At 68.0% G+C, this 17,523-nt stretch carries 12 protein-coding genes; 7 read left to right on the top strand and 5 right to left on the bottom strand.

Annotated elements, in window-relative coordinates; translation table 11 throughout:
* Positions 1-157: 157 nt before the first annotated feature.
* Positions 158-3,289: an SEL1-like repeat protein gene (locus K32_RS01575; protein ID WP_201402343.1), complete on the bottom strand. Its 3,132-nt coding sequence runs from the start codon at positions 3,287-3,289 to the stop codon at positions 158-160.
* A gap of 476 nt (positions 3,290-3,765) precedes the next feature.
* On the opposite strand from K32_RS01575, the gene K32_RS01580 reads away from it, so the two are divergent.
* Together K32_RS01580 and K32_RS01585 are read left to right on the top strand one after the other, a co-directional pair.
* Positions 3,766-4,224 (top strand): MerR family DNA-binding transcriptional regulator, encoded by a 459-nt coding sequence (locus K32_RS01580; protein ID WP_201402344.1) that lies wholly within the window; start codon positions 3,766-3,768, stop codon positions 4,222-4,224.
* Positions 4,225-4,389: 165 nt separating this feature from the next.
* Positions 4,390-5,004: a hypothetical protein gene (locus tag K32_RS01585; protein WP_201402345.1), complete on the top strand. Its 615-nt coding sequence runs from the start codon at positions 4,390-4,392 to the stop codon at positions 5,002-5,004.
* A gap of 14 nt (positions 5,005-5,018) precedes the next feature.
* On the opposite strand, the gene pip is transcribed toward K32_RS01585, so the two are convergent.
* From pip to K32_RS01600, 3 genes are all read right to left on the bottom strand, one after another.
* Positions 5,019-5,999, bottom strand: coding sequence for a prolyl aminopeptidase (pip, locus tag K32_RS01590; protein WP_201402346.1), 981 nt, complete (start codon positions 5,997-5,999; stop codon positions 5,019-5,021).
* 14 nt (positions 6,000-6,013) lie between these two features.
* Positions 6,014-7,828 carry a hypothetical protein gene (locus K32_RS01595; protein ID WP_201402347.1) on the bottom strand — a complete coding sequence of 605 codons (1,815 nt, stop codon included), beginning with the start codon at positions 7,826-7,828 and terminating at the stop codon, positions 6,014-6,016.
* Positions 7,829-7,910: 82 nt separating this feature from the next.
* Entirely contained in the window at positions 7,911-9,200 is a 1,290-nt protein-coding gene (locus K32_RS01600; RefSeq protein WP_201402348.1) for an amidohydrolase family protein, read from the bottom strand.
* A 238-nt stretch (positions 9,201-9,438) separates the two neighbouring features.
* On the opposite strand from K32_RS01600, the gene K32_RS01605 reads away from it, so the two are divergent.
* From K32_RS01605 to K32_RS01620, 4 genes are all read left to right on the top strand, one after another.
* Positions 9,439-10,131, top strand: coding sequence for a MarC family protein (locus tag K32_RS01605; protein ID WP_201402349.1), 693 nt, complete (start codon positions 9,439-9,441; stop codon positions 10,129-10,131).
* A gap of 205 nt (positions 10,132-10,336) precedes the next feature.
* Positions 10,337-11,770: a basic amino acid/polyamine antiporter gene (locus K32_RS01610; RefSeq protein WP_201402350.1), complete on the top strand. Its 1,434-nt coding sequence runs from the start codon at positions 10,337-10,339 to the stop codon at positions 11,768-11,770.
* A 19-nt stretch (positions 11,771-11,789) separates the two neighbouring features.
* Positions 11,790-13,034: an arginine deiminase gene (gene arcA / locus K32_RS01615; protein WP_201402351.1), complete on the top strand. Its 1,245-nt coding sequence runs from the start codon at positions 11,790-11,792 to the stop codon at positions 13,032-13,034.
* Between the two features lie 195 nt (positions 13,035-13,229).
* Positions 13,230-14,696: a carboxylesterase gene (locus tag K32_RS01620; RefSeq protein ID WP_201404302.1), complete on the top strand. Its 1,467-nt coding sequence runs from the start codon at positions 13,230-13,232 to the stop codon at positions 14,694-14,696.
* A gap of 32 nt (positions 14,697-14,728) precedes the next feature.
* Here K32_RS01620 and gltS read toward each other — a convergent pair whose 3' ends face one another.
* A complete protein-coding gene (gene gltS / locus K32_RS01625) occupies positions 14,729-15,934 on the bottom strand; it encodes a sodium/glutamate symporter (protein ID WP_201402352.1) in 1,206 nt (401 codons plus the stop codon).
* Positions 15,935-16,126: 192 nt separating this feature from the next.
* Here gltS and K32_RS01630 point away from each other — a divergent pair, with 192 nt between their 5' ends.
* Positions 16,127-17,254, top strand: a complete 1,128-nt coding sequence (locus K32_RS01630) for a helix-turn-helix domain-containing protein (RefSeq protein WP_201402353.1) — start codon at positions 16,127-16,129, stop codon at positions 17,252-17,254.
* Positions 17,255-17,523: the final 269 nt, after the last annotated feature.

Here is a 17,523-nt window from a genome sequence, read left to right on the forward strand (position 1 = left end):
GCAGAAGCCGGCCGCGACCGGACCGAAGCCATCACAAAGCCTAGTCAAGACAAGGGCATGACGAAGCAATGGACGTCGTGGCCGATAAAGCCGCTCGGCCCGCCTGTGTCAACGGCTGATCCGCCGGCGACGACGAGACGCCGGCCGGCTGCCAGCCTCAGCCGCGCGGCGTGGCCGTCTTCGTCACGTCGCGCATGCTCGTCTGCGCGGGCGAAGTCTTCCACTCCGGCCGGAGGCGCGGCTCCGAATTGGCGGTGGTGTCGAGCGGCTTCGCCTTGAAGGTCTGCACCGAGGCGCGGGCGGCGGCGAGCGCGTCCGGCTTCATCGCCTTGGCGACTTCGTCGCGGCGCTTGCCGGCGTCGCGGTCGCCCTGCTGGGCGGCCAGCGCGAACCACTTGTAGGACTGCATCAGGTCGACGCCGACGCCGAGCCCGCGCGCATAGAGGACGCCGAGATTGTACTGGCTGTCGGCGACGCCGAGATTGGCGGCCTGGGTGAAATATTCCGCTGCGCGGGCGTAGTCGGGGTCGCCGGTGGCGCCCTCGCTCATCAGGACGGCGAGATTGTGGGTGGCGCGGGCGTTGCCCTGCGCGCTCGCCTTCTCGTACCAGCCCTGGGCGGCGGCGAGGTCGCGCTGCACGCCTTCGCCGCGCTCGTAAAGGCTGCCCGTGCGGTACTGCGCGATGGCGAGACCGGCTTCGGCGGAACGCTGATACCAGTCGGCCGCGAGGCGCGCATCCTTCGGCACGCCGTTGCCGCCCTCGGAGAGACGGCGTCCCATCTCGAAAGCAGCGACGGCGTCACCCTTGGCGGCGGCCGTCTCGAGGTCCATGCCCTTGGTGGCGTCCGGGGTCGTGCTGAAGCTCGTGGCCGGCGGGGCTTCCGGCGCGATCGCGGCGAAGCGGCTGTCGGTCGCGGCGGGCGGGTCGAAGGCCAGCGCGCTGGAACCCTCGGAGTTCGGCGCCACCATGGCATTGGGAGCCGGCTTCGCCGGCGCGGCGACGGGGGCGGCCGGCTTCAGCGGAACCGAGCCGGTGGCGAGCGGATCGGTCGTCGCGGGCGCCGTGCTCTCGGTCGCCGTGCTGCGGGCCGTCGGGAGGAGCTTGGAAGCCTGGCGCGTCAGCGGATCGGTCAGCTGCATCGCGCCGATCGCCAGCACGATGGCGGCGATCGCCAGCACCAGCGGCCGCTTGCGCGAGCGCAGTGCGTCGCCGATGCGGCTGAAGGTGCTCGGCCGGTCGCCGTCCTTGGCGTCGTCGGCAAGCGCGTCGGCGGATTCCGACTGCGCGGCCTGGGCGGCGCGGCGGGCGGCGGCGATGAAGTCGGCCTTGCGGTCGCCTGGGCGATCGGCCGGAGCAGCGCCGGTCACCACCGGAGCGTTGGGCGGCAGGACGGGCCGGCCCGAGCCCGGAGCGAGCGGGCGATGCTCTTCCGGCAGTCCCGCGCCGAGCGAGGAGGTCGTCGCGGACGCATGCGCGCGCGCCGTTTCGGAGCGCTCTTCGGTCTCGAGCTGGGCGATGCGGCTCACGACCTTGGCCAGCGTGTTGTGCACGGCCTCGAGCGTCTCGTGCGTCTGGCGATCCGACCGGTCGGCCGCCATCTGCAGGGCGCGCATGTCTTCGCGCAGCGCCTGGATCAGATGATCGTCCGTCCGGCCGTTCAGGCTGCCGGCGAATTCCTGGAAGGTGGCGCGGGCGGCGTCGCGCGCCGCTTCGATCGTATCCTGGCGGCTGTCGCCGAGCAGGCTTTGCAGCCGGTCGAGGTTTTCCTCGACGCGGGAGATGGCGCGGGTGTCGGAGCCGGCCGAAACCTGCTCGGCCAGCGCGCCGACCTGCGCTTCGAGCTGCGCCAGCGCATGATGGTCGTCGGGCCGCGTCGTCTCGTCGAGCCGGCGGACGAGCGCCTGCATCTGCTCTTCGATCGCGCTCAGGCGGGCCGGCTCACGCGCGACAAAGTCCTCGCGCAGCTGGCTGATTTCCGAGCGCAGGCCGTCGAAGGAGTCGGAGGCGACCGGTGCGCGGAGTGTCGGGAGCTCGGCGAGGGCGTCGAAACGGCCAGCCAGTGCGTCGATGCGGTCCTCGAGCCGCGAGAGCGCGGTCGAATCGAGGCCCGCCGGACGCGGGTCGATCTCGTCGATGGTCGTGCGGATGCCGGCGATCTGCTTTTCCAGCCGGATCATCGTCAGCGGATCGGCGCCGCGCGAATGGCCGTCCATGTCGCGCCGGAGCGAATCGATCTCGCGCTCGATGCCCGAAAGGTCGATGGCCGGAGCCGGGCGAGAGGCGAGGGCGTCGATCGCGGCGTGCAGGCCGGCGACCTGCCGCTCCACCGTGGCGCTGACGGCGTCCGAGCGGGAGATCGTCAGCGAGGCGACGGCGTTGCGGATGTCCTCGACCTCGGTCTCGAGCTCGCGCGACGGCGCGCTCGTCTCGATCGAAGTGGCGAGTTGCGCGATTTCCCGCGCCAGGCGGTCGAAGCGATCCTCGCCCGGCGCGCGGCGGACGATCTCGTCCAGCCGCTCGATGATGTGGCCGTAGCCGGATTCGATGGTGGCGAGCGTCGTCTCGCGGGCGGCGAGCTCGACCGACTGGCGAACTTCCGCCAGCTCGCGGCGCAGGTCGTCGATCGCCTCGGCTTCCGGCGGCCGGGTGTCGGCCAGCGCCTGGATGCGGGCGGCGAGCTCGTTCTTCAGCGTCTGGCCGCTTTCGTCCGTGCGGCGCGCTTCGGCCTGGATGCGGCGACCGAGCAGGGCGATGTCGTCGCGCAGCGCCGCGATGGCGTCCTCGATCGCGACGGCGTCGAAATGATTGGGCGCGCCGCTGGTCTCGCGGTCGATCGCCTGCTGGCGGTTGGAGATCTCGGCGATCGCCGCCTGCAGGCTGCTCAACGTCTCGGTGCGGGCGCGGTTCGGCGCGCTGGCGGCCGAAGCGGGCTGCTGGACCGGAGCCTGGACCGTGGGCGCCTGGACCGGGGCCAACTTGGCCGGGTCCGATTTGGCGGCCGCCAGCTGGCTGGCAAGCGCGGCGAGCTTGGTCTCGATCCCGCTCAGCCGCTCGGCTTGGCGATCGTCGAGCTGACGCCCGAGCGCGTCGATGCGGCCATCGAGGAGGGCGCGGCCGTTATCGGGCTTCGGCGCGGGGGCAGGCGGAGCGGCGGGCTCGTCCGGCCGGATCGCCGGCCGTCGCGAGGACCCCTCGATCGCATCGATCTGCTGGGAGAGATTGTCGACCAGGGCCGAGAGCGCGGCAAGGCGCTCGGCGCCATCCGGTTCCTGCCGGCGCACGAACACGCCAGCGGTTCGCCGCGGAAGGTCCGAGCCAGGCTGGCCTGTTCCGTAACCCGACCTGCTGTCCGACTTCATGTCCCACAACCCCTGGATGCCCTGATCACGGCATCGTCCCCAATCGCCATTGCCTCGTTGCCGACGCCGGGTGGCCCCTGGAGCCACTCGTGGCCCGATTCACCCTACTGGCTTCGTTTGCAGCTTCGCGTCATCATGGTAAACAACCGGTTAACCAACCAGCCTGTTCTACACGCTTCGGTAATGAGGCTTAACAAAATTCCCAGAGCCGCCCATGGCTTAGGCGGCTTTTTTGGGGGGTCGTCTGAGCCGTTTAACCGTTATCGGAGAACGAAATTTCCGTTAGGTGACGATAAAGCGCTTTACCTGACGCAGCGACACCTGCATGAAGGGAGCATGCATTTCGGCGGGCCTCCTCCCGGTTCGACCGATACGCTGCAACCAAGAATAAGGATGTGACTCCCATGAGCATGGCCCAACTTGCGGGGATTTCCCGTGAAGATCTCGACAGTGCCGGCGCCCCCGACGGCAACAAGCAGACCACCTTCACGATCGGCGATCTTTCGCGCGAGTTCGATGTCACCCTGAGGACGTTGCGTTTCTACGAGGACAAGGCGCTGCTCAATCCGCGCCGCGAAGGTCTGAACCGCATCTATTCCCGCCGCGACCGCTCGCGGCTGAAGCTGGTCCTGATGGGCAAGAAGGTCGGCTTCTCGCTGACCGAGATCAAGGAGATGCTCGATCTCTACGATCTGAAGGACGGTCAGGTGCTGCAGATGCGGCTGGCGCTGCGCAAGTTCAACGAGCAGATCGAAGTGCTCGAGCGCCAGAAGGTCGATATCGAGCAGGCGCTCGACGAACTCCGCCGCACCGTCGACGTGGTGGCGGGCCTGCTGCGCCAGAAGGAAGCCGGCGCCGCCTGATCCTTTCCGCAATACGGACTGGCCGCGCCGATTCTGATTTCGGCCCGGTCCCTAGGTCGGCACCTTCTTCTCCTCCCTGGGTGCCGACCCTCTTCCCGCCGCGCGGGTTCGCGCCGCTGCCGCAGCGTGATAGGGTCGGCCGGCGTCGAAAAAGGGAGCAGGCTGATGTTGCAGGCATTCACCCCAAGACCGGTCACTACAAGGCCGGTCGATCCGGCGACGATGTGCCGTCGCATCGGGCTGGCCACGTTGACGATGGCGCTGCTTGCGGCCGCCGCGCCGGGCGCCGGCGCCGAGACGATCGCCCCATCTCCCGCTCCCGGCTCCTCTGCCGCCTCCGACGCTGAAATCGCGCCCCGGGCCGGCCGCTACACGATGGTTCCGGCGGCAGGCGGCTTCGTCCGCCTCGACACGCAGACCGGCGCGGTTTCCCATTGCCAGCGCGGCGACGCGGCGGCGGGAGGCGTCTGGCATTGCGCCGCCATTCCCGAAGACGTGTTGACTGGGCCAAAGGACGCGTTGACCGGGCCTAAGGACGCGCTTGCCGGGCCGAAGTCGCCGGAAGCCTCTGGCGGCGACGTCGCCGAGCTGCAGCGCCAGGTGGCGGCGCTTCGCACGCGCATCGACGAGATCGAACGCCGGCAGGAGCCCAAGCTCGGGGCATTGCCGTCCGGCGATCCGGAGCTCGATCGCGCCATGAATTTCAGCCAGGAGCTGATGCGCCGCTTCTTCGGCATGGTGCGCGAGCTGAAGCAGGACGCCGACGAAGGGCGGATCTGAAGCCGCTCAGGTCCTCAGGCCGGCCGGGCTTTGAAGCGCTCGGTCGCCGCGATCAGCTCGTGGATGTTGCCGGGCTCCGACATGGCGTGGCCCGCATCCGGCACGATGCGGAGATCCGCCTCGGGCCATACCTTCGACAGGTCCCAGGCGATCGCCGCCGGCGTGCAGAGGTCGTAGCGGCCATGCACGATGACGCCGGGGATCCTGGCGAGCCGCCGGGCATTGGCGAGGATGAAGTCGTCGCGGTCGAAGAAGCCCCGGTTGACGAAGTAGTGGGCTTCGATCCGGGCGAAGGCGAGTGCGTAATAGGGCGAGCCGAAGGCCGAAACCCGCAAGGGGTCCGGCAGCAGCGACAGCGCGTTGCCCTCCCACATGCTCCAGGCGCGGGCGGCCTTGAGACGGACGGCCTCGTCCTCGGAGGTCAGCCGCCTGTGATAGGCGTTGATCATGTCGTGCCGCTCCTCGGGCGGGATCGGCGCCTGGTAGGCCTCGAACGCCTCCGGCAGCAGCCAGGATGCGCCCTCCTGGTAGAACCACAGCAATTCGCGTTCGCGCAGCGTGAAGATGCCGCGCAGCACCAGCTCGCTGACGCGCTCCGGATGCGTTTCGGCATAGGCGAGCGCCAGGCACGAGCCCCAGGAGCCGCCGAACAGCTGCCATCGCTCGATGCCGAGATGCTCGCGGATCGTCTCCATGTCGCCGACGAGGTCCCAGGTCGTGTTCTCGCGCAGCTCGGCATGCGGCGTCGAGCGGCCGCAGCCGCGCTGGTCGAACAGGATGATCCGGTAGGCGGCGGGATCGTGATAGCGCCGCATGTTGGGGCCGCAGCCGGCGCCCGGCCCGCCATGCACCATCAGCACCGGCTTGCCATCGGGATTGCCGCATTCCTCGACATGGATCTCATGCAGCGCCGAAACTTTGAGCCGGTGCACGGCATAGGGCTCGAGCGGCGGGAAGAGCTGCAGGCGGTTCTGGGCGGAGGAATCGGGGGGCATGGCGGAACTCCGGGTCAGGCGTCGGTCGGCTTGTCGGCCGGGAGCGGCGGCGGGTCGGGCGCTTCACGACGCAGGAGTCTTGCCGCGAAGGCCGGCAGCGGTCCGAACAGGGATGCCGGTGTGGTGCCGGGCGCGGCGAGGGCGGGTGTCGGCTCTGCTGTTTCGGTAGGCGCCGGTTCAACCGGGTGGGCGGCGACGCTCGCGGCGGGGATCGGGGCCGGCTGCGGCGCGGGGCGGGATCTCGCCTTCCAGCGGCGCTGCCATTTTCGCGCCGCGTAGCGGATGCGAAGCCAGACGAGCGGCCACGGCACGCCGGGCAGCAGCGACAGCGCCAGCAGGGTCGCCACGCCGCAGACCATGCCGATCAGGCCGGAGAGCCCGACCGGCAGGCCGAACCAGCCCGTCGGCCCCAATACCGTCGGCGTGACCGTTCCCATGCCGAGGAAGCGGCCGGCGACCTCGGGCGCGAAGCGCGCGAGCAGCACGTTGGCGACGGTCAGCCACAGCCCGACCGCGATGGCCGCGACCGCGGCGAGCGGTGTGGCGCGCCGCATGCGCCAGCCGACGAGCAGCAGCGGCGCGAGGCTGGCCGCCGAGACCGACAGCGCGACGCCCGCCAGCATGGCGATGCTGCCGATGGAAAGGCGGTTCATGCCGAGGATGGCGGCGGTGATCAAAAGGATGCCGAGCCGGGTGATGAAGATGCGCCGCCCCGCCGGTACCCGCCGCTCGATGAAAGCGCCGTAGAGATCATTACCGATCGTCGTCGCGGCGGTGGCGAGCCCCATGGATATGGCGATCAGCGAGGCGGCGAGCAGGCCGCCGATCAGGAGCACCGCCGGCATAGCGGAAAGCCCGACCCGGTCCGGGAAATTGACGACGAGGCCGAGGGGATCGAGCGTTGCCTCGATGCCGGCCAGCCGGCCATAGACGGCGTAGCTCGGCGCCGCCAGCAGGATGACCGCCGCGATGGCGATGCCGGCGACGAGATTGCGCCGGGCGGGCGGCTGCCGCGACGTCGACCAGGCCGGGAAGATCAGCGTCGGCATCGCCGCGACGCCGGCGACCAGCGAGATGGCGAAGGCGGTGATCACCAGGTCGGGGATGCGCGTCGCGCTCGAAAGCGACTCGGGCTCGGCCAGCCCGATCCACGGCATCGGCAGCCAGCTCTCGCCGAGCGAGACCGCCGCCACCGGCACCAGATAGGAGAGCGCCACGATCGGTCCGAGGACGGCCGCGATGGCGATGGCCGCGCGAAGACCGCCGATGACGCAGCCGAGCGTGGCGAGGCCGAGGAGGATGTCCTCGGCGAGCTGCGGCCGCAGGCCGAGCATGCGCCCGGCCACCGTGCCGGCGAGGGACGCCTCCGCCGCCAGCAGCGGCAGCAGCGTCAGCAGGACGGCGACGGCGGAAAGCGCCCGGACCGGGGTCCCGAACCGCGTGCCGAGCGCCTCGGCCAGCGTTGTCGCGTGCAGGCTGCGGGCCGCCGGCGCGACGACGAGGACGGCCAGCGCAAGGCCGATGACGAAGGCGGCGATCAGGACCAGTCCGCGCGCGCCGCCAAGCGCGGTGCCGACCGGGGCTGCGGCAAGCACGATCGCCGACAGCGCCGTGCCGGCGAGGGCCCAGCCGATCGCGGCGGAGGCCAGATTGCCGCCGCGCATGATGTCGCCGAAGTCGAGCGAGCGAAGTCGGACGGCAATCGCGGCGGCGATCGCCAGCGGGACGATGGGGAACAGGGCGGGCAGCACGGGCCAGGCGCCGAACTGATCCAGCGCCTCGACCAGCGCCAGGCTCGCCAGAACGATGACGAGGGCGGTCGCCGCCATTGTCCCGAGACGCACTTCTCCGACCAATTCAGCCTCTTCCTGCCCGTTCGACGGCCGATCGGACAGGAGCGGCTCTTCCTTGTCAACGATGGTTTCCCACGACCTCCGTGACGACCGGAGTTTTGGCGGATCGACGCGGCGAGGCCGCCTGCGGCCGGATCAGCCGGCCGGCCTCGCGCTCGAAGGTCTTCACGCCGCGTTTGAAGCCCATCAGGGGCTGGGCGATCTCGGCGACGGCATGGGCCGGGTCGGTGGCGTCCATCACGACCATGTCGGCGGCGTTGCCGACCGCGATGCCGTAATCGGTGCAGCGCATCAGCCGCGCGGCGGATCCCGTCACCATGTCGAGGCAGCAGAGCATGTCCGCCCGGCGGCCGAGCTGGGCGACATTGGCATAGAGGTTGGCGATCCGGTTGAGAGAACCGTCGCCGAACGGGGTGAACGGGTTCAGCACATTGTTGGTCGCGAGCGAGCAGGTGACGCCGAGTTCCGCCAGCCGATGCGCCGGCGCCACGCCGCGCGGCACGCTGTGCTCATGCTTTCGCCCCATCAGATAGAGATCCGTCGCCGGCAGGACGGTGACGGCGATGCCGGCGGCGGCTAGTTTCTGCCCGATCGCGGTCAGCGTTACCGGTGGAATTGCCGAAAGCTTGGTCACATGCCCGACCGCGACGCGCCCGCCCCAGCCGGTCCGTTCGGTCGCCGCGATGACGGCGTCGAGATGCATCCAGCCGGGGTCGAGGTCGAAATCGAGGTGAAAGTCGATGTCGAGATCGAATTCCCGGGCGATGGCGAAGATGCGGTCGACATGGCCTTCGGGATCGGTGTCGGTATAGGGACAGCCGCCGATCGCGTCGGCCCCGGCCTCGCAGGCGGCGAAGAGCAGCGCCTCGGCGCCGGGATCGTTGAAGAGCCCCTCCTGCGGAAACACGCAGAGTTCGAGATCGACCGCCCAGGCATAGTCCCGTTTCAGCCGGCGGAGCGCCTGGAACGAGCGCAGCCCGATGCGCGGATCGATCTCGACATGGGTCCGGATGCGCATGGTTCCCTGCAGGATCGCCTTCACCAGCGTCCGTTCGGCGCGGGCATGGACGTCGTCCTCGCTGAAGTCCCGCTTCAGCCGCGAGACTTCGGCGATCGCCTCGCCGAGCGCGCCGTCAGCCGAGCAGCGGTCGAGGATGCAGGATTTGTCGAGATGGATATGGCTGTCGACGAAGCCGGGCAGCACCAGCCGGTCGCCGGCCGTCTCGCTGCGCCGGGCGGGCCCGAGATCCCTGCCGATCGCCGCGATGACGCCGTCGACGACGCCGATGTCGAAGGAGCCGCGGCCCTGCTCGGGCAGGCGGGCGTTGCGCAGGACGAGGTCGAACATCGTGCGGGCTCCAAGGCCTGATATGCGGCAGCCGGACACAAGGCGGGATTTCCGGCTGCCGGGTTCTCCCAAGCAAGTCCCGCGCCATGACCGGGCGTCCGGACAGCGAGGGTTCCGCAAAGGGCGGGCGCGGCCGGTTGTGCCGGATGGCCCCTATCGAAAGAAAGTTGCGGCCGGCGCGGGCGCAACGGAAGATGCGCGGCAGGGGCTGCCGATTCTGTCGGCTCGGGGAGGCGACATGCAGACTTTCGTGAGCGATCCGGCGCTGATGTTTCTGGCCCTGATCGCGCTCTACAGCCCGCTGGCGGCGCTTTCGTCCTATTTGCCGGTGGTCGGCCCCTACAGCCAGAAGGACCAGCTCCGGCTGGCCCTCGGCCTGTTTCGCAATGTGGCGATCTTCGTGCTCGCGGCGATCTGGATCGGCGAGCCGCTGCTGCGCCTGCTCGGCATCAGCACGGCGGCGCTGTCGATGACGGGCGGCATCGCACTTCTCTACGCCGGCATTCCGATGATGCGCGGGATTGACGAAGTCGTGCCGGAGCAAGCCGCCGCCGCCATGCCGGATGCGTCCGGGACCGTGGAGAACTGGCGGTCGGTCCTGTTCACGCCGCTGACGTTTCCGCTGACCGTCGGCGGCACCACTTTCGGCCTGATCGTCGCCTTCGCGTCGCGGGGCAACGGCGTGGCGGATGAATTGCGCTTCACCGTCGCAGGCCTCGCCTATGCGGTCGTCACCAGCGTCACCCTCTACGCCGCCGGCCATCTTCACCGCCGCGTTTCGCCGCGGATGCGGATCATCCTCTCGCGCGTGGCAGGCATCCTTCTGACGGCGATCGCCGTAACGCTCCTCGCCAATGGCGGGACGCAGCTGGTCGTTGCGACGCTTCGCGAACTGGGCGTTCTGGGGCCAGGGATCGTCCCGGCCATCTAGGCCGATCAAGTTCTTTCACGGCTTCGGCAGTATTGGCCTCAGGCCCGCGTTGTCGGAGCGAGAGTGTGCGGGCATGATCGAGTGGAAGAGGAAGCTGCCGGCACAATGGTACGATTTGACTAGACTTGGGACACCTTGCTCATGCCTCCCTCGCGCGAAGAGGGCATAAGAATTCCTAGCCTGCTGCATTCTGGGGGGAAATGATATGGCATCGGCGACGACGGGGAAGCTGTCTCTCGGGGCGTTGACCGCGATGGTCGTCGGCTCGATGGTCGGGGCGGGTATCTTCAATCTGCCGGGGCGGTTTGGTTCGGCCACCGGGCCGTTTGGCGCCATCATCGCCTGGCTGATCGCCGGAACCGGCATGTACATGCTGGCCCGGGTGTTCCAGGCGCTGGCCGAAAAGCGCCCCGACATCGATTCCGGCGTGTTCGCTTATGCGAAGGCCGGCTTCGGCGACTATATGGGCTTCCTGTCGGCCTTCGGCTACTGGCTCGGTAGCTGCCTCGGCAACGTCTTCTACTGGGTGCTGATCGGCTCCACCCTCGGTCGCTTCTTCCCGGAAATCTTCGGCGACGGCAGCGCACCCACCGCCATCATCGTCTCGCTGGCCGGCGTGTGGCTGTTCCACTTCATGATCCTGCGCGGCGTCGAGCAGGCGGCCTTCGTCAACACCATCGTCACCATCGCGAAGATCGTGCCGATCCTTGTGGCTGTTCTCGGCATGGTCTTCTTCTTCAACTACGCGCAGTTCTCGGAGAACTTCTTCGGTGGCATCGGCATGCCGGAGAAGACGCTGGTTGCGCAGGTGCGCGACACGATGCTGATCACCGTGTTCGTCTTCCTCGGCATCGAAGGCGCGAGTGTCTATTCGCGCTTCGCCAAGAAGCGCTCGGATGTCGGCAGCGCGACGATCCTGGGCTTTGTCGGCGTGACCGGCCTGATGGTCGCCATTACGCTGCTGCCCTATGCCAACATGCCCCGCGCGACGATCGCGGGCGTCAGCAATCCTTCGCTCGCCGGCGTGCTCGAAGTGGTGGTCGGCCATTGGGGCGCGGTGTTCATCTCGATCGGCGTGCTGATCTCGGTGCTCGGCGCCTATCTGGCCTGGTCGCTGATCTGCGCGGAGGTTCTGTTCGCCGCCGCCAAGTCGCAGGACATGCCGAAGCTCTTCGCCGCGCAGAACGGCAACCGGGTCCCTGCCAACGCGCTGTGGCTGACCAATATCGTCGTGTCGCTGTTCATCATCTCGACCTACTGGTCGCGGGATGCGTTCAACTTCATGCTCGACATGACCAGCGTGACGGCGCTGCTGCCCTATCTGCTCGTCGCGGGCTACGGCGTGCTGCTCGCCCGCAGCGGCAAGGGCTATGAATCCACCCCGAGCGAGCGCCGACGCGACCAGATCTTTGCCTGGATCGCCGTCTTCTACACGCTCGTCATGTTCGTCGCCGCCGGGCTCAAATACGTGCTGCTCGTGGCGGTGTTGTTCGTGCCGGGCACCATTCTCTACGTCTGGGCCCGCCGCGAGCAGAATGCCCGCCTCTTCACCCCGACAGAACTCGTCGTCTTCGCCGTCACGGTGGTCGCTGGCCTCATCGGGACCTACGGCCTGCTGACCGGCACCATCACACCTTGAATGGAAGGATAGTCACATCATGGCCAATGAAATCCAGTTCGGTGTCCATTCCGAAGTCGGTCAACTCCGCAAGGTGCTGGTCTGTGCACCCGGTCGCGCGCATCAGCGCCTGACGCCGAGCAATTGCGACGACCTGCTGTTCGACGACGTGCTCTGGGTCGACAACGCCAAGCGCGACCACTTCGACTTCATCACCAAGATGCGCGACCGCGGCGTCGAAGTGCTGGAAATGCACAATCTCCTCGCCGAGACGGTGGCGATCCCGGAAGCGAAGAAGTGGATCCTCGACAACCAGGTCGTGCCGAACCAGGTCGGCCTCGGCCTCGTCGACGAAGTGCGCTCCTATCTCGAGGGGCTCACGAACCGCGAGCTGGCCGAGACGCTGATCGGTGGCCTGTCGACGGCGGAGTTCCCCGAGACGCATGGCGGCGAGATGCTGAAGCTCGTGCGCGAGGCCGCCGGCGTCAACGAATATCTGCTGCCGCCGCTGCCGAACACACTCTACACGCGCGACACCAGTTGCTGGATCTATGGCGGCGTCACGCTGAACCCGCTCTACTGGCCGGCCCGGCACGAAGAGACGATCCTCACCACCTCGATCTACAAGTTCCATCCCGAATTCGCCGGCAAGGTGAACGTATGGTGGGGCGATCCGACCGAGGATCACGGGCTTGCCACCTTCGAGGGCGGCGACGTCATGCCGATCGGCAAGGGCAATGTCCTGATCGGCATGAGCGAGCGCACCTCGCGCCAGGCCATCAGCCAGGTGGCGCAGGCCCTGTTCGAGAAAGGGGCGGCGGAGCGTGTCATCGTCGCGGCGATGCCGAAGCTGCGTGCCGCCATGCATCTCGACACCGTCTTCACTTTCGCCGATCGCGACTGCGTGCTGCTCTATCCCGATATCGTCAACGGTATCGGCGCCTTCTCCTACCGTCCGGACGGCAAGGGCGGACTGGAACTGCACAAGGACAAGGGCACCTTTGTCGAGACCGTGCGCGACGCGCTTGGCCTCAAGAAGATGCGTGTCGTCGAGACGGGTGGCAACGACTACATGCGTGAGCGCACGCAGTGGGATTCGGGCGCCAACCTCGTCTGCGCGTCGCCCGGCGTCGTCTACGCCTATGACCGCAACACCTACACCAACACGCTGCTGCGCAAGGAAGGCATCGAGGTCATCACCATCACCGGCGCCGAGCTCGGCCGCGGCCGGGGCGGCGGCCACTGCATGACCTGCCCGATCTCGCGCGACGCCGTCGACTACTAGTCGCGTTTCGAGCGAAGTGGAGCCCGCCCCGCAAGGGCGGGCTTTTCGTTTCCGGGGGCATCTGACGCGCGTTCAAAACTCTGTCCGCAACGGTTGCGCTGGGCCGCTTTGTCGCGCATGGATGGCTCCATCAGACGAGACGTCGATCGGCTCTACTTCACCGCCGGTCCGTCCAACCGGGAAGACATCCGCACGATGCGTTGGCTGCTGCGCAACCTGAAGCGAGCGATCGCGCTCGTCGTCGTCATTCTCCTGACGCTGCTCGCTGCGCGCATCTACGAGACGCAGCGCGGCCTGCCGCTGGCGCTCTGGCACACCCATGTGCCGCACGAGATGACGGCGAAGCAGATGGAGAAGGCGATCTGGCCCGACTACACCCGGACGGAAAACGCGATCTTCGACGACATCCGCGACGAGGTGACGGCCAAGCTCCCCGCCGAGCAGAAGGTCGCTTCCAATCGCTATTTCGCGGATAGCCCGGTCAATCCCGAGAGTTTCAAGCAGGACTGGAACCGCTCGGTCATCCTGCAGCCCGAGGGGACGCCGGTGGGCGCCGTGGTGCTGCTGCACGGCCTGACGGATTCGCCCTACAGCCTCCGTCACATCGCCGAGCGCTATCGCGATCGCGGCTTTGTCGCCGTCCTCATCCGCCTTCCCGGCCACGGCACCGTCCCGGCCGGGTTGACCGCCGTCGACTGGGAGGACTGGATGGCGGCGACGCGGCTCGCGGTCCGCGAGGCCAAGCGGCTCAGCGGGGCCGAGGCGCCGCTGCATCTCGTCGGCTATTCGAATGGCGGCGCGCTGGCGCTGATGTATGCGCTCGATGCCGTCGAGGACCCGTCGCTGGCGCGTCCCGACCGGCTGGTCCTGCTGTCGCCGATGGTCGGCGTCACGCGGTTCGCGCGCTTCGCGGGGCTTGCCGGCCTGCCGGCCATTCTTCCCGCCTTTGCCAAGACGGCCTGGCTCGGCCGGCCGCCGGAATTCAACCCGTTCAAGTACAATTCATTCCCGGTCAACGCCGCCCGGCAGTCGCATCTCCTGTCGTCGACGCTGCAGGAGCGCATCGCCCGCCTGGCGCGCGAAGGGAAGCTCGGCGGCCTCGCGCCGGTGCTGACCTTCCAGTCCGTCGTCGACTTCACCGTCTCGACGCAGGCGATCATCGCGGCGCTCTATGACCAGCTGCCGGCCAATGGCAGCGAGCTGGTGCTGTTCGACATCAACCGCAATGCCAAGCTCGGTCCGTTGCTGAACGCGTCGACCGACACCGTGCTTTCGCGCGTCCTGCCGCCAGCCGAGCGGCGCTACCGGACGACCGTCATCGCCAATGCCTCGGCGGACGAGAGCGAGGTGGTGGCGCGCACCGTCGAGGCCGGCCAGACCGCCGAGCAGACGACGCGGCTGGGGCTCGACTATCCGCACGACGTCTATTCGCTGTCGCATGTGGCGCTGCCGTTCCCGGTCGATGACGGTCTCTACGGCACGGAACCGGATCCGGCGGACGATTTCGGCATCAATCTCGGCGCCATCGCCTCGCGCGGCGAGCGGGGCACGCTCCTCGTCGGCCTCGACACGCTGATGCGGATCTCGTCGAACCCGTTCTATCCCTATCTGATCGAACGGGTGGAAGCGCTGATGCAGCCAGCGGCGACGCCATCGCCCTGAGCGGGAGACGGCGTCCCATTGGCGGCCCAATGTCAGCGGACGAAGAAGCCGATGACGATGGCGTTGGCGATGTCGATGAAGAAGGCCGAGACCAGCGGCAGGATGATGAAGGCCATCGGCGCCGCGCCATGCACCTTGGTGACGGCGGTCATGTTGGCGATCGCCGTCGGCGTCGCGCCGAGGCTGATGCCGCTGAAGCCGGACGAGATGACCGCCGCCTCGTAATTGCGGCCCATGGCCGGGAAGACGACGAACAGCATGTAGAGCACGGCGGCGATCGTCTGGAGGCCGAGGACCAGCACCAGCGAAGGGCCGAGGCCGCCGAGCGTCCAGAGCTGCATGCTCATCAGCGACATGGCGAGGAAGACGTTCAGCGACAGATCGGAAATGAGCGCCAGCGCGCGGGTGCGGGTCGGCCAGTGCATGGCCGGCATCAGGCGGGGCAGGGTGTTGGTCAGCACGATCGCCACCAGCAGGCAGGCGACGAAGAGCGGCAGCCGGATGCCGAACTCGGTGAAGATCTCGTCGAGCGCATAGCCCAGCAGCACCGCGACGTTCAGGACCAGGATGGTCCGCAGCAGGCTGATATGGCTGACGTCGTCGCCGTCGGAGGCGTCTTTCTCCTTCGGCAGGCCGATCATCGGGCGGGCGCCCGTCGGGCCGCTCAGTCCGTAGCGCGAGATGAGGAGCCGGGCGACCGGGCCGCCGACAAGGCTCGCGACCACGAGGCCGAGCGTCGCCGCCGCGATGCCGACCTCCATGGCGTTCACCAGGCCGAACTTCTGCGTGATCATCGGCGCCCAGGCGATCGTCGTGCCGTGACCGCCGATCAACGACGCCGATCCGAGCAGGACGGTGATGCCCTCCGGCAGCCCGAGCACGGCGACGCTGCCGGCGGCGATCAGGTTCTGGATGACGAGGAAGACGAGCGTGAGCAGCAGCAGCACGAGCAGCGGCTTGCCGCCCGCGAGCAGGTCGTCCAGCCGCGCGTTGAGGCCGATGCCGGTGAAGAAATAGAGCAGCAGCAGGTCGCGGGCGCCGAGATCGAACGAGATCGTGGTGTCGAAGAAGCGGTAGGCGCACAGCGTGGCAAGCGCCGCGAGCAGGCCGCCGGTCACCGCCTCCGGGATGTTCCAGCGCCGCAGCGGCGCAATCGAGTGATTGAGGCCCGTGCCGACGAAGAACACGACGATCGCGATCGTCAGGCTGAGGAATCCTGGAACTGCAACGGTCGTCACGTTTGCCAATACCTGTCTTGTTGGCCTTTGGGGCCTTGGATCGTGGAGGGCGCTCGGCGGCGCTCGCAGGGCGGGTGAACCGAATCAATCTCGCCTCCGCAAGACCTACACGGCCGATCCATTCCTGGCGATTTCGAAAATGCCGGGGTTCACGCGTCGCTGGGACATCGCCCCTTTCGAGCTATTCCAGTCTTGACCCAGATCAATTGTCACCTGCCGTCCGTATTGATAAAAGCAGTCCTTGGGGCTGACGTAAGGTTTGAGCGCGGAGGCGGCGGGGGCCCCACCATGACTGTTCAGAAGACGGCAGCGGAAACGCGAGCCAAGCCGACTCATTTCAGCACCGCTTCGCTGCCCGTCCGGGATCAGTTCGACGCCTGGCGGGCCTTCATGGCGCCGGCGATCGATCTCGACATCAGGGGCGGGCGGACTGAGGCCTTCAAGGCCGAGCAGACCGCCTGGGATATCGGCAGCTTCGCGCTGACACGGGCGAGCCTGCCGGGCGACGGCCGCGAGCGCGTCTGGCAGCATCACCGGAAGAACGCCCTCGACCACTGGTGTTTCGTGGTCGTTCAGGGGGATGCTCCCGGTGCGGGCGGCGCATCCCGGCAGTTGTTCTTCCGTTCGCTCGGCGAGCCCTTCGACGGCTCGGCGAGCGATAGCAACGTGCTCAGCCTCTATATCCCGCGTGAACTGTTCGGCGAACGGCTGACCCGCATCGACAGCGCCACGAGCGAGGTTCCGAACCACGGGATCGGCGCGCTTCTCGCCGACTATTTCATAAGCCTGGAGCAGCGGTTGCCGGATATCGCGGTCGCGGATCTGCCGCAGGTGGCCGAGGCGACACGGGCGATGATCGCCGCTTGCGTCCGCCCCAGCGCCGAGCGGATCGAGGTCGCGCAGGGCGCCATCGTCGCCACGCTGATGGAGCGGGCGCGCCAGATCGTGCGGGCCAATCTCGGCAATATGCGTTTCGGGCCGGAGCATCTCGCCCGCGATCTCGGCGTGTCGCGGTCGAGGCTCTATCGGATCTTCGAGCCGTTCGGCGGCGTCGCGCGGTATATTCACCGCCAGCGCATGCTCGCCGCCCATACGGCCCTTTCCGATCCGGCCAATGCCAGTTCCATTGTCCGCATCGCCGAGACCGTGGGTTTCGGTGATGCGTCGGGCTTCAGCCGCGGGTTCAGGCAGGAGTTCGGCTACAGCCCGCGCGATGCGCGCGTCGCGGGGACGGTCCGCTTGTCCGTCCCGCCGCCGCCGCGTCTGCGCGGATCGCAGATGGCCGATTTCGCGACGATCCTGCGTCGTCTCGCAGCGTGAGGTTTTGCTCGCCCTTTGGGATTTCGCGCACAGGTCTGGGATGCGGCGCTCATCACAGTTCGCGGGCAAATCGCTAAGGTCCGCCGCGCCGGGACGCGCGTGTTCCGTTGCGACGGCAGGTTGGATGGATGTCGGGTTGCAATCTTGACTGTGTCAGGCGCTGCCGTCACACAGGGTTGGGCTGCGCGGCGTCGCGCAAGGGTTCCGGAATAAGCATGACGCTCGGGAACGGTCCCGTATCGTGCAGCGACTTCCGGGCATTTTTGGTT

The sequence above is a fragment of the Kaistia sp. 32K genome (assembly GCF_016629525.1).
Classification (GTDB): Bacteria; Pseudomonadota; Alphaproteobacteria; order Rhizobiales; family Kaistiaceae; genus Kaistia.

What these genes read in the sequence shown, in the direction of transcription:
- K32_RS01580 (WP_201402344.1), top strand. Translation starts at nt 3,766, where the DNA reads ATGAGCATGGCCCAACTTGCGGGGATTTCCCGTGAAGATCTCGACAGT.
- K32_RS01585 (WP_201402345.1), top strand. Translation starts at nt 4,390, where the DNA reads ATGTTGCAGGCATTCACCCCAAGACCGGTCACTACAAGGCCGGTCGAT.
- pip (WP_201402346.1), bottom strand. Translation starts at nt 5,999, where the DNA reads ATGCCCCCCGATTCCTCCGCCCAGAACCGCCTGCAGCTCTTCCCGCCG.
- K32_RS01595 (WP_201402347.1), bottom strand. Translation starts at nt 7,828, where the DNA reads ATGGCGGCGACCGCCCTCGTCATCGTTCTGGCGAGCCTGGCGCTGGTC.
- K32_RS01600 (WP_201402348.1), bottom strand. Translation starts at nt 9,200, where the DNA reads ATGTTCGACCTCGTCCTGCGCAACGCCCGCCTGCCCGAGCAGGGCCGC.
- K32_RS01605 (WP_201402349.1), top strand. Translation starts at nt 9,439, where the DNA reads ATGCAGACTTTCGTGAGCGATCCGGCGCTGATGTTTCTGGCCCTGATC.
- K32_RS01610 (WP_201402350.1), top strand. Translation starts at nt 10,337, where the DNA reads ATGGCATCGGCGACGACGGGGAAGCTGTCTCTCGGGGCGTTGACCGCG.
- arcA (WP_201402351.1), top strand. Translation starts at nt 11,790, where the DNA reads ATGGCCAATGAAATCCAGTTCGGTGTCCATTCCGAAGTCGGTCAACTC.
- K32_RS01620 (WP_201404302.1), top strand. Translation starts at nt 13,230, where the DNA reads ATGCGTTGGCTGCTGCGCAACCTGAAGCGAGCGATCGCGCTCGTCGTC.